This is a genomic window from Alcanivorax nanhaiticus, assembly GCF_000756665.1.
GTDB classification, from domain to species: Bacteria; Pseudomonadota; Gammaproteobacteria; order Pseudomonadales; family Alcanivoracaceae; genus Alcanivorax; species Alcanivorax nanhaiticus.
Window position 1 is genome coordinate 296,544 of the sequence record NZ_ARXV01000002.1, and the last position, 15,246, is coordinate 311,789.

Genomic DNA, 15,246 nt, shown 5'->3' on the forward strand with positions numbered 1-15,246 from the left:
CCATCCTCAAAGAGGCAGGGTCGTGATGACCAGGGAACTCACACTGGGGTGTGAATCATTGAGCACGTTAAACAAGCGATGGAGCTGGTAGCTGGACTCCCCTTCCACCATGCCTCGGCTCTCGCGCAGGTGATGAATCGTGGCGGACTGGATACGTTCGTTGGTCACTATCGCCAGGTAGACATCCTTGGCGGCTTTGCCGCGTTCCAGTAATCCCGCCTCATAGGTCATGTTGCCACCCGGCAGAATTTTCAAACCACCTTCATCAATTGGCTGATTGGCAGTCAGGACAGAGACCCGCCCATCCGCATAGATATTGAACACCGACAGAAAACCTTCGAGGGTGCTATCCACACGCAGGGAAAACTGATCCCCCGCCAGTAATTGATCAAGCTGTCGGCCAGTATCTGCCGTCTTGATCAGTGACAAGATCAACTCGGAGGAACCGGGGAAATGCATGCTCTGAAAGATATCATCATCGGTAAGACGAACCTGCTGATCCCCGGCCGCCAGATACCAGCCACCATGCTGACGCTTCAGAGAAAGCAGCAGAGCCTGCGCGTCCTGACCTCGGCCATCACGCAGACTGGAACGAAGCTCGTTAACCAGTTGCGAACCCAGCAGGTACTCATTGCCTTCCAGCCGAACCGGCTTGCCCGCAAGCTTGCGGTTTAGCGAAGCTGCCAGCTGCTGTACCGCACTGCGAGTATCGAACTCGAACACCACATGCCAATCACCGGATGGGTCCTCATTATCGGAGCAAACCTGTATCGCCTGCTGAATACGCAGCTGGGTATCGATCTGTGCCGAAGACTGGAACGAACTGCTTTCCTGGCCGTTTTGAAGCTGGGATCGGGAGACACTCTTACCTGTCACCTGAACACTGATGCGCTCAGAAATATCCTTTAATGCTTCCACCTTGGCCTGCTGGAAACTTGCCCCCTGCCCATAGCCACGCACGATCACAACGCCATCTACCTCGGCGAGGGTCTGGGCACAGGATGACGCATAGACCTTGTCGTCATCCTTGTTTTTACCAAACCAGGCCAACGCTGACGGATGGGCGGACAATAACGCCATCGCCAGACCAGTCATCAGCCAGTTATTCAGCGGCACTATCGCGCTCCCGCATAAACGGCCATTACCCGATGGCTATCTCCCACCAACTGGGGTGTCTGATCGCTGGGTTTATTCGCCTTGAGAATATAGTTGGCCACATTCCAACTGAGATACTCATGCAATTCCCCACTGGTAATACGATGGTCACGATCACCATCCGCACTCCCTCTCAACCCTTTGAGGAAATAATAGGTAAACAGACTATGCCGGGCTTCGCTATACCAGTAACTGACCTGATCAGGCGAAGTACTGGTGAATACTGAGGCATTACCCATACCAACGGGGGTGATGGTGTCCGCCGGTTTCAACAGTGCCGGGCTGATGTCTTTCTGGAGCATGCTGTCATTGGGATTGCCAGAAAAACAGGAATCAATAACAACAGTCACATTGTTACTGGGCAATGCCGCAACGCTTGCGTAGAAATCATCCAGAGGGAAACCGTCATAGGCCAGATCACGCAGGGGAGTATCCACAGGCACGAGGTAGGCCTTACCCTCCCCATCCAAAGATGGAGCTCCATGCCCAGAGTAATAAATAAAAACTGGCGGATTTTCTTGTCGACGTGCATTCAATTCCACATGACGGTACAGCGCTCCATCTTTGAAGCTTCGCTCTCGCGTGCCGAACAGACGCCGGAATTCCCTGGAAGTCATATCCCGCTCAAGCCGTACATTATCCCGGGAATAGCCCATGGCCTTGACCACATAATCGGACACTGTACGGGCATCCTGAGCGGCATAGCGAACCGGATCCAGATTCTGGTAGTTGCTGTTACCAATGATGACACCAACGGCCATATCCTCACGAACCGCGCCGGAAGGAATATCCAAACCCACATTATCAATCGCCACCGGAGCGGCAACAGGGGTGTAGGCCACTGACCCCATTCCCATCCCACCAGAAGAAGCGTCGGGCACATTCAGAGCCAGACGCTGGCTCAAGCCCCCAGCGTTATCCGCCTCAGTCACTTGCAGAGCCAGCTTCAATCCATCACCACTGCGCAGACTGGTATAAAGTCCTACTTCCACAGTGCGCATTTCATTGGGTGCCAGTGTGCCGATTCTTTTCTTCAAATCTGATTCGTTGCGAAGAATGACCCGATCATCAGTCGTCATCGCCACGGTCACGTCTCTTGCCACCCCTTTGCCCTGGTTAACAATGTCATAGCTGACAAGCAGAAGGCTGCCTTCGCCACGGCGAATTTCCTGTCTGGCAATTTGTAGCTTGGCGGGTTGAAAGGCTCTCGCCAGGGTTTCCAGGGAAAGATCTCGGGAATCGAAGCCGTCTTTTTCCCTGGCGGAAATTTTCAGCTTGAGAGGACCATCACGCAGGGTTTTCCCTGCTTGATAGGGAATCGCTCGCACCAGACTTTTGCCCGGCTCAATGCTGCCGATGCTAACGCTGGAATCATGCTGCAGGGCGTAGCTGTTGGAATCCAGCTTGAGGACAACCTGATCCGCACGGCTTTGTCCGTTGTTCTGAACCGTCACCAAAAGCTTGCCGCTTTCGCCACCATCGATGGCCTTGTCATTGCCGGCATCCAGCAATTCTGCCGTCACCAGCAACTGCGGCGGATTCATGAATTTCTGGCGACGCTGCTCATCGTTCTGCAGCTCACGGCGTTCGCGTTCGACCTTGGCAAGCAGCGCATTCATCCGCTGCTCAGGATAGTAAGGCTCGCTGCTGCCGCCGCTCTCAACTTTTCGGCGCGCCATCCCCCGAGGGGTCTCGTACCACTCGTAGTGAACCTTGCCGGGAATAGTGATCCGGCCATCGTAGGAACGCTCGGCCAACGCCTTGCGATAGAGTGAAATGGCTTCTTCTGTGCTGCCACGGGACTCCGCACGATATCCCTGCTGATAATATTCCAGCGCTTGGTTATCGTCTGCGAAAGACACGCCAGACAGCATCAACCCAGCAACAAGCAAACATGATCTGATCATGACTCTCCCCAATAGCAAATGCGGCCACCTCCCCCCGGTGGCCGCAACCCATCAAAGTACTCGGGAAATAGAGAAGCTGTACAGCGTCTCGTCCTGATCATCGACGTTGGAGAAGTCTGATTTCAGGATAGTACGGTTCTCAATGGCGTAATCGATTACCCAGCTTTCGAACATCACGCCCAAGCCTGCGGTATTCGCCTCAACCCCTTCAGAATAAGGTTTGAATGCCGAGTCACCGCCATCAGCTTCAGACTCATAGCCACCCAAGCGAACAAAGAAGTTGTGATTTGCGGGAGTAATGAACTGCATTTCCACACCATAGGCAGTCCGCTCGTGATCCACCGCAATCGGCGTGCTCTGCCCCAGGTAGCGCACTTTGGCGTAAGAAATATCATCACGCTGTACGGTTCCGGTCGCATGCAACGACCAGCCACCGAGGGTGAAGGGGCGCTTCAGCGCAACGCCCAGGCTCAAGACTTCCGGTCGGTTTGGCAGGTCTTCCAAATCACCCAGAACCACATCCACATCTGTATCCGAACGGAAAGTGGCACCGGCCTGGAATACTGTGTGACTCGCTTCATCCAGCGTCCATTTACCAAGCGCGCCGAGGGTGAACCCCATAGCGGATTCACCATCAGACTCGTCACAGGAATTACAGTTTGAGTCGGTATCCTGCATGACCATGTCAATCGTGCCGCCAATCGCGACATATTCGTTCATGTCAAAACCGAAACCGAACTTCAGCTCCTGATATTCAGTACGCACTCGAACATTCTGGCCGCTATCAGTCGTGGCCAACGTATTGAAATCATAGGGACGGAAGTAGGCAATACCAAAGCCTTTACCACTAAAGCCCAGGTACTTCAGCTCGTTATCCGTCTTGTACAGCTCATACTTGCCATCGGCGTTAAGTACCGGGTCTTCTTCACCCACGATCACGCTACCGTAATCAGCAGTGATATCCATGGCATTGCTGGGCAGAAAACCCAAACCGGCAGGGTTGTACCAAATGGTGCTGCTGTCAGCAGCCACAGCAGTAAAGGCTCCACCCATGGCCATGGCGCGAGCACCTGGCGCGGTGTAGAACTCTTCCAGGGCAGCAGCCTGCTGTGCAGCAAGCAGCAAGGAGGTAGTGGCAATAATTTTCTTGTACATGTGTCCCCAACGTATTCTCAAGCGAAAAGATAAAACCGGCTGACTCCACCCTCAGGAGCCAGCCATACAAAAACGGCAGCTGTTTTAGTTGCTGCGGTTACGCGCTGCGTCCAGACGCTCACGGGCCTGGGAGGAAAGGAATTTCTGATACAGCACATCCTCATCCTGGGCATTCAGACTGGCACCACTGGCCTTCACCAGGTTTTTGAACAGGGCCTTGGAACGCTCACCATTCAATACCCACATGGTGCACAGCTGGGTCTTGCCTTCGATCGTGCCGAAATCCACGGCTTCCAGCACCGAGCCATTCAGGCTCTGTTGAGTCAACTGCTCAGATACAGAGGTAAAATCGGAACCTTCAGCGGTTTCGCCATTGCCCACACCGGTCCGGTTGGCCATGGTTTCAGCCAGACCATCCACAGCCACCCCAATCTGGTTGGCCAACTCAAGGCGCGAATTAGCGGATGAAGCCTGCTTGGTGATGTTCATGTTGCCGTTGAACGCCATGCAATCAGTACCCACAAATTGCTCCTGATTAGGAGGGTTAAGTACCCAAACCGGCAGCTTTATGTCATCCGGCGTCGCCGTTTCGTTCACTTCCTTGTTGGCACAGCCAGACAGCATGATGGCGCAAGCCACAGCAGAAACACTAAATAGAGACTTCATGATCCCTCCAGAACAATTATTTCCGGCAAACCCGCACCGGACCCCTTCATTAGACTTTCCCGGACACAATACAAAAGCGTCATCAAACCGTCATACCCCAAATTGGGTATACGGTTATTTTTTCTGATCCAGTGTCCGTCTTTCCCCCGAAAGATTCATTGTGGATTGGTGAGAAAACAGGCTGGTCAGACATCTGACGTCCAACCAGAAACCCGCAACCTTCTCTCAAATCTGCAAGGAACCAAAAAAAACGCGCCCCGAAGGGCGCGTTTTGCGTGCTGCTTGTTGCGTGACGCGTGTAGCGGCTCTTACAACCAGTACACCGTCACGAACAGGAACAGCCATACCACGTCCACAAAGTGCCAGTACCAAGCACCCGCTTCCCAGGCAAAGCAGTTGTCTTCACTGAAGTGTCCCTTGATCACTCGAATCAGGGTTACCAGCAGGAAGATGGTACCGATGGTCACGTGGGCACCGTGGAAACCGGTCAACAGGAAGAACAAGCTGCCATAGATACCCGCATCCAGAGTCAGCCCCATGTCATAGGCGTGAACATATTCCAGAGCCTGCAGGCCCAGGAAGATGACACCCAGTGCCACAGTCATTGCCTGGAACAGGATCAGGGTGCCGCGCTTGCCTTCCAGCAAGGCATGGTGGGCAATGGTCAGGGTAATAGAGGACACCAGCAGGATAGCGGTGTTGATCGCAGGCAAGCCCCACGCCCCCATGGGGGTGGTGGTGGTGCCATCAGGGGTTTCTGTGAGCGGCCACATGGGCTGGAATTCAGGCCACAGCAGCTCGTGAGTCATGGCATTGGAGCCCTCACCGCCCAGCCACGGAATGATCAGCCAGCGGGTGTAGAACATGGCACCGAAGAAAGCCGCAAAGAACATCACCTCGGAGAAGATGAACCACAGCATACCCTGGCGGTAAGAGCCGCCCAGCTGGTTGCTGTGCAACCCGGTGACAGATTCCTTGATGGTGTCACGCCACCACAAGGCCACCACTACCAGCAGCCAGGCCAGACCCAGGAAGAACAGGGGCTTGCCCGAGAAGCTCGGCTCCATATCAGCCATGGTGCTTTGCTGGATAAAGTGGGCACCGCCCACTGCGGTCATGCACAGACCGATAGAAGCGGTCAGCGGCCAGGGGCTGCTTTCCGGTACGTAATACTTGTCAGTAGCCATTAAAATTCTCCTCTACAACCGGCTGTTATCAGTTCACAGCCACGCTGTTGTTTTTACCGGCGACCCGCTCCGTCACATCAAAAATCGTATATGACAGAGTGAATTGGTTAATGTGACTGGGAATTTCCGGATCCAGATAGAAGATCATCGGCATGTCCTTGCGTTCACCTGCTGCCAGAGTCTGCTGGTCGAAGCAGAAACACTGGGTCTTGTGCAGGTAGCGCGCCGCTATCCCCGGGCTTACCGATGGGATGCTCTGGGTCACCATGTCCGAATCCGTGGGATTGCTGGCATAAAAGTGAACCAAGGTGATTTCACCCGGATGTACCTTTACCCGCTTGGTCTCAGAGGTGAATTCACCGCTGATGCCATCCCCTTTCTGGGTAATGAATTCCACTGTCACGGTACGGTCTTCAACAACCTCTGCCGGAGCATCGGTGGCGGCCGTACTGGATGTCTTGCCATTTAGTCCAGTGATATCACAGATCACGTTGTAAAAAGGCACCATGAGAAAGGCAAAGCCAAACATGGCTATGGCCCAGATCACCAGCTTTTTCAGCGTACGCTTGTTGCGCTGCTCTACGCTGAGTGGCTGATTCTCGCTCATAGTGCCCTCGCTACGCGTCTGTTACTTGACCACCGGCGGGGTGTCAAAAGTGTGGAACGGCGCCGGAGACGGCACTTCCCATTCCAGACCTTCTGCACCTTCCCAGGGCTTGGCCGGAGCCGGCTCGCCTTTCTTCATGGCACAGCGTACTGCGACCACCAGGAAGATCACCTGGGACAGACCGAACCAGAAGCCACCAATGGAAATCCAGAAGTTGTAATCCGCAAACTGCAGCGCGTAGTCAGCGTAACGACGCGGCATGCCCGCCAGACCCACGAAGTGCATCGGGAAGAACAGCAGGTTCGCAGAAATCAGTGAGTTCCAGAAGTGCAGCTCGCCAAGCAGCTTGCTGGGCATCACACCGGACCACTTTGGCAGCCAGTAGTAAGCAGCAGCGAAGATGGAGAAGATGGCACCGGTCACCAGCACATAGTGGAAGTGAGCCACTACGAAGTAGGTGTCATGGTACTGGAAGTCTACCGGAGTGATCGCCAGCATCAGGCCAGACAGACCACCACAAGTGAACAGGATCACGAAGGCAATCGCCCACTTCATCGGCAGCTCGAAGGTCATGGAACCGCGCCACATGGTAGCGACCCAGTTGAACACCTTCACGCCGGTGGGCACGGAGATCAGCATGGTCATGTACATGAAGAACAGGGTGCCGGCCAGCGGCATGCCCACGGTGAACATGTGGTGCGCCCATACTACGAAGGACAGCAGCGCGATGGACGCGGTCGCGTACACCATGGAGGCGTAACCGAACAGCGGCTTGCGGGCGAAGGCCGGAATGATCGCTGACACGATACCGAAGCTCGGCAGGATCATGATGTACACCTCGGGGTGCCCGAAGAACCAGAACACGTGCTGGAACAGAACCGGGTCACCGCCGCCAGCGGCATCGAAGAAGCTGGTGCCGAAGTGACGGTCAGTCAGCATCATGGTCACCACGCCTGCCAGTACCGGAATCACGGCAATCAGCAGGAAGGCAGTGATCAGCCAGGTCCATACGAACAGCGGCATCTTCATCAGGGTCATGCCAGGGGCACGCATGTTGAAGACGGTTACCACCACGTTGATCGCACCCATGATGGAGGAAATACCCATCATGTGAACGGACAGGATGAACAGGTCGGTAGACGCCGGACCGTACTTGGTAGACAGCGGCGCGTAGAAGGTCCAGCCGAAGTTCGGCGCGCTGGGGTTACCGGCACCGAAGGCGCTCATCAGCACGGCGAAGATCAGGATGCCGAAGGCGAACGGCAGGATCCAGAAGGACCAGTTGTTCATCCGCGGCAGCGCCATATCCGGCGCACCAATCATCAGCGGGATCATCCAGTTGGCCAGGCCAACCGTGGCGGGCATAACCGCACCAAACACCATGACCAGACCGTGTACGGTGGTCATCTGGTTGAAGAACTCCGGATCCACGAACTGCATGCCGGGCTCGAGAAGCTCGGCACGAATTACCATGGCCATGAAGCCGCCAACCAGGAACATGGCGAAGCTGAACCACAGGTACAGGGTACCGATATCTTTGTGGTTGGTGCTGAACAGCCAGCGTTTCAGGCCGGTCGGGGCGTGGTGATGATCGTGGTGATCATCATGGGTTGCAGCTGCAGTAGACATTGCTATCCCCTCCCTTATTCGTGGTCGTTAACATCGGCGGGCTGAATCAGATCGCCGGTGTCGTTGCCGAAAGCGTTACGCTCGTAGGTAACTACCGCCGCAATCTGGCGCGGAGTCAGCTGAGCCTTGAATGCAGGCATGGCAGCACGGCCATTCACCAGCACGTCGATATGTTCGTTCAGGTGCTCACTCTTGGTGGCAAAGTCGGTACCGGCAAACGGCAGACCGATGCCGCCTTCACCGTTGGCACCGTGACACAGAGCACAGGCAGAAGCGTAAACCTGCTGACCCTCTTCCATGGCCTGATCAAGATCGGAGAACGGAGTCAGATCCGGCCCAGAAGCCGCCTTCTCTTTCTCTTCAGCAATCCAGGCTTTGAAGTCGTCCTGGGTTACCACTTCTACCGCAATCGGCATGAAGGCGTGGTTCTTGCCACACAGCTCAGCACACTGACCGTAGTAGGTGCCTTCCTTACCTTCCGGCACCAGCGCCCACATCTCATTCACGAAACCGGGAATCGCGTCCTTCTTGCCGCCGAAGTCCGGGATCCAGAAGGAGTGGATGACGTCATCAGAGGTCACCAGGAACCGAACCTTCTGGCCTGACGGGATAACCAGCTTGTTATCAACGGTCAGCTGATAGTTGTGATCCTTCTCGGGAGCTTCCTTGCCGACCAGGTCTTTGGCAGTACCGTAGGGGAACAGTCCGCCGGACAATACGGGGTTGTTGTACTGCTCGGGCGGGGTCGCCAGGTTGGAGAAGAAGGACACACCAATATCATTGTCGTCTTCGTACGTCAGGTATTCGTAGCTCCACTTCCAGCGGTAGCCGGTCACCTTCACGGTCAACGCTGATTCGGCCGTATCATCCAACTGAACCAGCACGCGGGTGGCGGGCACAGCCATGGCGATCAGGATGATAAAGGGAATCACGGTCCACAGGACTTCCAGCAGTACATGCTCGTGGAAGGTGGCAGGATTCGGGTTCTTGGAGCGGCGATGGCGGATCATGGAAACCACGATCAGGCCGAACACCAGCAGACCGATAACGGTCACAATCCAGAGAACGGTGGTGTGAAGATCTTGAATATCCTGGCTGACCTCGGTAACACCGGGTCGCAGGTCAAGGTTGGAACGTTCGGTCCAGTCGCTGGCGTAGGTCATGCCACTGATCATCAGTGCCGTTAGACCCGCCGCCGCGCGGTGGAACAGAGTTGACTGCATGCGTTTGCTCCCTGTTTTCCCCAGCGATGCCTCTATGGGCACGCTTGTTCTTTGCCGTTACCGGCACCTGGAAAGCGAAGTTTCAGGATTGATGCGCAGAGAATCCGCTACACCCAACTGTGGACCACAGTGACCAAGGGGGTGGTCATTTACTGCCGTCGCACAGGCGCAATACCAATGAAATCAACCAGCTAGTTCCCAACAGCTGGGGATCCATCAGTTTGACCAGGGTGCGGCAAAATGCCCTATTGCATTTATGGGCGCCAACTCTAGTCATTCGCATGGGCAAAGTCCAGCCAAACGGTAGGGTTTATCAAGCATTTCAGGCAGATGCAGCGTGACATTTTGTGCTAGACTCCGCCGCCTTTTTCTGCAATCCAGCGGACCTTTCCATGCCTGCCACGCCTGAAGATCGCCAGATTTACCGAGTGATATTCCTGAACAATGGAAAAACTTACGAAATCTATGCCGGACAGATATACCAGAGCGATCTGTACGGCTTTATCGAGGTGGAAGAATTCCGGTTTGGGGAGCGCTCGGGTGTGGTGGTGGACCCGGCAGAGGAAAAACTGAAAAGCGAATTCACGGATGTGATTCGTTCCTACATTCCGACCCACGCCATCATCCGCATTGATGAGGTGAAAAAAGAAGGCCCGATGAAGATTTCTGAGGCCAGGGGACCCAACATTGCCACTCTGCCCTTCCCGCCCGCGCCGCCAAGAGACAAATAAATTTCTCGAGCGCGGCCGCGCCCTCAAGCCCGCAAAGGCACTGGCAGAGGGGGATAAATACGCCTTGCGAGAACCCAGAAAACCCCAGAAGGGCACCAAACAGGCAAAAAAACAGGGCGCCGATGCCATCGTACGCCCTTAGGGGTTGCCTGATATATCTTTATGAGGAGAAAACGTTGTTACGTGGTATTAGTCACGGGGCTGCGTAAAAAGTTCCCTATTCCGGGAAAAATTCGCCACCCTGCCTGCAACTGAGTCCTGGAATATGCCCATATCAGCACCCATTCGCTGCTGCGCCAGGCGCTCAGCACGAGCCACCAGGCGCACAAACACCAGTAATATCAAACGCATAACCACCATTGCCGACTCCTGAAAAAAGCAGATCACGGGGCTATAGAGTCTCCGCGCACCACCAGGTTCGCCCTGGCCGCACAGTTTTACCGGTATTTTACTCTGCCGCGCCGTTTTCCGCCGGAGCCTGTTGATGAATAGGCTTCCCATGCAAAAGGTTCGGATTCACATCATGGGGCGTGATCCAGCCCATCAACATGCTGAACAAAATAAAAAGGAAAACCAAAGCAGAGAAGCCAACCCGCCAGGCCAACGCCCGCATGGTTTTGGATTTGTTTTCACCCTTCTCCCCCCGAACCAGCGCCATCAATGCCCGCCCCAGAGAAAACACCGCCGCCAGTAGCAGCACAATAACAATCAGCTTTACCCACCACATATATAGCCGTCGCTCCTCAACCGGTTACGCGCACATGGCCGCACCGGGCAGTCCTATGTAGAATGTGCCGCCATTGTAATCATCCGCTGCCTCGCTGCACACAAAAGACCGGCAGCCCAAATGCCCCAGGCTGAGATTCCCTATGGCAACGCGCACTCGCCTCAAAGCCTACCTGGCGTTGATCGCCGTTTTTATCGTGATCGGCACCTGCCTGCGCCTGAGCTGGTGGCAGCTGGAACGCGCCGAGGAGAAACGGGTTTGGTTGGAGAGCCAACAACAGCAGGCCAAACTCCCACCCGCCAACCTTTCCTCCTTGCTCGCTACCCCCTCCCCACAGCATCGCCGTGCCCGGCTGGAGGGCCAGATAGACAATGCTCATCCGGTTTTGCTGGATAACCGCATACTCAACGGGGTGGCGGGATACCATCTGCTCAGCCCCATGCAGACCAGGGAAGGACTGTGGGTGCTGGTCAACCGGGGGTGGCTGCCCCGGGGCGCCCGACGCGATGTACTACCCGAGATACCCGTTGCGGAAGGCGAAATTGAGCTCGAGGGCACCGTCTACCAATCCCCCGGGGAGGCGTTTGTGCTGAAAGACGAACAATTGCCCGACAATCAGTGGCCCCTGCGGGTACAAAAAGTGGATTTTCACGCCATTGGCGAAAAACTTGGGGTAGAATTGGCGCCCTTTGAAATCCGGGTGAAACCGGAACTGTCGCTGGGCGGGCTCTCCCCCCTGCCTCGACACTGGCAAGACATTACTGTTATGGGCCCGCAACAACACAAGGCCTATGCCTTGCAATGGCTGGGGCTTGCCATCGCTGCGCTGGTGATTTTTCTATTCGCCGGCACCCGAGCCCAGAAACGCCGCCTGACCGGCAAGCTACAATAAAGTGTCCGCAACCAGCTGCGACACTGCGGAGAACAGACACTGATATGTCACCGAAAACGAAAAACATCGTTACCCTGGTCGCCATCATCAGCCCCTTTGTGCTGTTTGCCCTGGCTGGCCGCTTCCTGATCAACCCATGGGAACTGCCACGCCAGAACAAGGGCCAGCTACTCATTCCCCATATTGATATTGCGGCTCTACAGGCCAACGATGGTGCCGGACATCTGTTTGACGCCGATGACACCCAAGGCATGTGGTCCATCCTTTATATAGCAGACAGCGAGTGTGACACCCGCTGCAAGAACGGCCTCTATTATCAGATTCGTCAGGTGCGCCTGGCTCTGGGCGAAGATATCGACCGGGTACGCCGGGTCATCGTTCATACCGCCCCCGCTGCCGACAGCCTGACAGAGTTCCTGGACGACAACGTGGAAGGCATGATTTCCATCGATGCCGACCTGGCAACGGTTCAAGGTGCACTGGAACCGGTCTACAGCCCCAACACCAGCCAGCCCATCGGCGATATCTTTCTGGTCAGCCCGGACGGCCAGATTTTCATGCGTTATCCCACGCACGAGAACATGGAAGCCACACTGGAAGAAGCGGAGAACATCCGTTTGGACCTCAAACGCACCCTTAAAGGGTCTCTGATCGGTTAATCGGCTTATGCAAACCCCTACTGCATCGCAGCGCTGGCTGCGCGGCTTCTGTATTTTTGCCGTCATTCTGGCTGCGGGCGTTATCACTCTGGGCGCCTGGACGCGCCTGTCCGACGCTGGTCTTGGCTGCCCCGACTGGCCGGGTTGCTACGGCCATCTGGACGTCCGCAAGGCCATCGACCACGTCAACACCACCAATGAAACCGAGCCCGGCAGCCTTCGCGAGGCACACAAAACCGTCCCGGAGATGGTCCACCGTTACTTTGCTTCCACTTTGGGCCTGGTCATCATCATTATTGCGGCACTGTCCTTTGTTAACCGCAAACGGGAAAAGCAACCGCTGAAGCTCCCCCTGTTTCTGGTCGCACTGGTGATTTTCCAGGGCATACTGGGCATGTGGACGGTGACAATGGGCCTGCAACCCACCATCGTGATGCTGCATCTACTGGGTGGCTTCACCACCTTTACCCTGTTGGTTCTGCTTACGGCCAGGGTATTTCGCTGGCCCAGCTTCCTGAATGACTGCGATGTGAGGATGCTCAAACCACTGGCTTCCCTGACACTTGCCGCCGTTATCCTGCAAATTGCGCTCGGCGGCTGGACCGCCAGCAACTATGCTGCGGTAGCCTGTACCGAACTCCCCATTTGCGAAGAAGGCTGGCAGGAGCGGCTGGATTTCGATGAAGCGTTTATTTTCTGGGGACATGAACACGACCAGCCCGACTACGAGTACGGCGTTCTCGACAATGAAGCCCGTACTACCATTCATGTCATGCATCGTTTTGGTGCCATTCTGGTCACCCTGTTGGTTTTGGCTCTGGTCGCCAAGATCCTGATACGCGCCCGCAGCGTATTCTTCCGCAACTTTGCCCTGATTCTGCTTGGGCTATTAACCCTGCAACTCGCGCTGGGCATCAGCAACGTTGTTTTTGCCGTGCCATTGGATGTGGCGGTAGCCCATAATTTTGTGGCTGTCATACTGCTCGCCGTTCTGGTGCTGTTTATCCGTGCCATCAACGTGAAATGCGGTATGCGCAGCCCGCGAAAGGAAGGAGCCCAGTCATGAGCGAAACCACTACCTGGCGTGATTATCTGGCCCTGACCAAACCCGGCGTTGTGATGCTGCTGATGGTGACTGCGGTAGCTGGCATGTTCCTCGCCACAGACCCGCCCGGCATGGTACCGCTGGATATCTTCGTTCCTGCATTTATTGGTCTGACACTGGCGATGATGTCTTCAGCCGCCATCAACCAGATCATGGATCAGAAGATTGATGCGATCATGACCCGTACCGAAAAGCGCCCGTTGGTCGCTGGCAAGCTGAGCCCCAAAGCGGCCATTACCTTCGCGGTACTGCTTGCCGGTGCTTCCATGGTGATGCTGTATTTCCTGGTCAACCCGCTCACCGCCTGGCTGACCCTGTTCGGCTTCGTAGGCTACGCCTTCATCTATACCCTGTACCTGAAGCGGGCCACCCCACAGAACATTGTGATCGGCGGTATCGCCGGTGCCATCCCCCCCCTGTTGGGCTGGGCTGCGGTAACCGGTGATGTGCACCCCTACGCCTGGCTGCTGGTGCTGATTATTTTCGTCTGGACCCCACCACATTTCTGGGCGCTGGCCATTCACCGCAAGGACGAATACGCCAAGGCAGACATTCCCATGCTGCCGGTGACGCACGGCATCCCGTTTACCCGTGAATCGGTGCTGTACTACACCATCCTGCTGTTCATTTGCACGCTGCTGCCTTATCTCACCGGAATGAGCGACCTGATCTACCTGCTCGCAGCCCTGATTCTGGGCCTGGTGTTCCTTTACCATGCGGTGCGCCTGCGCTTTTCCGATGATCCGAAGCTGCCCATGAAAACCTTCGGTTACTCCATCACCTACCTGTTCGCACTGTTCACCGCCCTGCTGGTGGACCACTACCTGCCGATCAAGCCCACTGACGTGGCGGTCTGGCTAGGGGCGTAAAAAGCACAGTTTCGAGATACGAGTTTCGAGTTGCGAAAGTCAAAAGACACGCAGGCATTCGCTTTTCGTAACTCGTAACTCGTAACTCGTAACTCGCGACAAACCTTCACGATCTGAAGCAGCAGTGCAATACTCTCCTTAACGGCCAAAAAAGGGAGAGAAACATGGCAACCCGCAGCATGGATGACTGGCTCGACGCCTATGGCGAGAGTCACCAAAATCCCACCAACAAGAAGGTGCACTTTATCTGTGTACCCGTCATTTTCTTTACCATCGTCGGCTTCCTGTGGGCCATTCCTGCCCCCGTGTTTAACGGCTTCTGGGCCTGTCTGGCACTGGTAGGGGTCACCTTATATTACGCCCGCCTGTCGCTACCCATTGCCGTGGGCATGCTGGCGTTCAGCCTGATGTGCCTGGTGGCCCTGTCACTGCTGGAGCGCGCTGGCATCACCATCTGGCTATTCTCCCTGGTGGTATTTGTGCTGGCCTGGATCGGTCAATTCTGGGGGCACAAGGTGGAAGGCAAGAAACCCTCCTTCTTCGAAGACATCCAATACCTGATGATCGGCCCCGCCTGGATTATGGGCTTCCTGTATCGTAAGTGGGGCATCAAGTACTGAAGAAGCGAGTTGCGAGTAACGAGTTTCGAAATTCAAAGCCCCAAACCCGCTTCCAAACCCGGATTTTCAGATTTTCGAAACTCGTGACTCGCAACTCGAAACTGCTTCCTTCGA

15 protein-coding genes are annotated in these 15,246 nt (G+C 55.5%); 6 read left to right on the top strand and 9 right to left on the bottom strand.

Going from position 1 to position 15,246, the window contains the following annotated elements:
* Window positions 1-6 precede the first annotated feature (6 nt).
* The 8 genes from Y5S_RS03525 to coxB form a co-directional block, all read right to left on the bottom strand.
* Window positions 7-1,116, bottom strand: coding sequence for an LPP20 family lipoprotein (locus Y5S_RS03525; RefSeq protein ID WP_035230433.1), 1,110 nt, complete (start codon window positions 1,114-1,116; stop codon window positions 7-9).
* Window positions 1,116-3,062, bottom strand: coding sequence for a caspase family protein (locus tag Y5S_RS03530; protein WP_081939647.1), 1,947 nt, complete (start codon window positions 3,060-3,062; stop codon window positions 1,116-1,118). Before Y5S_RS03530 ends, Y5S_RS03525 begins: the two co-directional genes overlap by 1 nt.
* A gap of 51 nt (window positions 3,063-3,113) precedes the next feature.
* On the bottom strand, window positions 3,114-4,217 hold the full coding sequence (locus Y5S_RS03535; RefSeq protein ID WP_035230435.1) for a PorV/PorQ family protein: 1,104 nt from the start codon (window positions 4,215-4,217) through the stop codon (window positions 3,114-3,116).
* Between the two features lie 84 nt (window positions 4,218-4,301).
* A complete protein-coding gene (locus tag Y5S_RS03540) occupies window positions 4,302-4,883 on the bottom strand; it encodes a hypothetical protein (RefSeq protein ID WP_035230436.1) in 582 nt (193 codons plus the stop codon).
* 308 nt (window positions 4,884-5,191) lie between these two features.
* Window positions 5,192-6,070 (bottom strand): cytochrome c oxidase subunit 3, encoded by an 879-nt coding sequence (locus Y5S_RS03545; protein WP_035230437.1) that lies wholly within the window; start codon window positions 6,068-6,070, stop codon window positions 5,192-5,194.
* A gap of 28 nt (window positions 6,071-6,098) precedes the next feature.
* Complete coding sequence (locus Y5S_RS03550) at window positions 6,099-6,677, bottom strand: cytochrome c oxidase assembly protein (RefSeq protein ID WP_035230438.1); 579 nt, start codon at window positions 6,675-6,677, stop codon at window positions 6,099-6,101.
* Between the two features lie 21 nt (window positions 6,678-6,698).
* Window positions 6,699-8,306, bottom strand: a complete 1,608-nt coding sequence (gene ctaD / locus Y5S_RS03555; protein WP_035230439.1) for a cytochrome c oxidase subunit I — start codon at window positions 8,304-8,306, stop codon at window positions 6,699-6,701.
* 14 nt (window positions 8,307-8,320) lie between these two features.
* Window positions 8,321-9,529 carry a cytochrome c oxidase subunit II gene (gene coxB / locus Y5S_RS03560; protein WP_035230440.1) on the bottom strand — a complete coding sequence of 403 codons (1,209 nt, stop codon included), beginning with the start codon at window positions 9,527-9,529 and terminating at the stop codon, window positions 8,321-8,323.
* A 392-nt stretch (window positions 9,530-9,921) separates the two neighbouring features.
* Here coxB and Y5S_RS03565 point away from each other — a divergent pair, with 392 nt between their 5' ends.
* Window positions 9,922-10,260: a DUF1820 family protein gene (locus Y5S_RS03565; RefSeq protein WP_035230441.1), complete on the top strand. Its 339-nt coding sequence runs from the start codon at window positions 9,922-9,924 to the stop codon at window positions 10,258-10,260.
* A 448-nt stretch (window positions 10,261-10,708) separates the two neighbouring features.
* Here Y5S_RS03565 and Y5S_RS03570 read toward each other — a convergent pair whose 3' ends face one another.
* Window positions 10,709-10,987, bottom strand: a complete 279-nt coding sequence (locus tag Y5S_RS03570; protein WP_035230442.1) for a twin transmembrane helix small protein — start codon at window positions 10,985-10,987, stop codon at window positions 10,709-10,711.
* Window positions 10,988-11,129: 142 nt separating this feature from the next.
* Between Y5S_RS03570 and Y5S_RS03575 the strand changes: the two genes are divergently transcribed.
* The 5 genes from Y5S_RS03575 (at window position 11,130) to Y5S_RS03595 (ending at window position 15,132) form a co-directional block, all read left to right on the top strand.
* The gene (locus tag Y5S_RS03575; protein WP_035230443.1) at window positions 11,130-11,879 is read left to right on the top strand and encodes an SURF1 family protein; all 750 of its coding nucleotides are present in this window, start codon (window positions 11,130-11,132) and stop codon (window positions 11,877-11,879) included.
* Window positions 11,880-11,923: 44 nt separating this feature from the next.
* Window positions 11,924-12,538 carry a hypothetical protein gene (locus Y5S_RS03580; protein ID WP_035230444.1) on the top strand — a complete coding sequence of 205 codons (615 nt, stop codon included), beginning with the start codon at window positions 11,924-11,926 and terminating at the stop codon, window positions 12,536-12,538.
* A gap of 7 nt (window positions 12,539-12,545) precedes the next feature.
* Entirely contained in the window at window positions 12,546-13,604 is a 1,059-nt protein-coding gene (locus tag Y5S_RS03585; protein ID WP_052041370.1) for a COX15/CtaA family protein, read from the top strand.
* Window positions 13,601-14,512 (top strand): heme o synthase, encoded by a 912-nt coding sequence (gene cyoE, locus Y5S_RS03590; protein WP_035230445.1) that lies wholly within the window; start codon window positions 13,601-13,603, stop codon window positions 14,510-14,512. Before Y5S_RS03585 ends, cyoE begins: the two co-directional genes overlap by 4 nt.
* 164 nt (window positions 14,513-14,676) lie before the next feature.
* Entirely contained in the window at window positions 14,677-15,132 is a 456-nt protein-coding gene (locus Y5S_RS03595; RefSeq protein WP_035230446.1) for an Mpo1 family 2-hydroxy fatty acid dioxygenase, read from the top strand.
* Window positions 15,133-15,246: the final 114 nt, after the last annotated feature.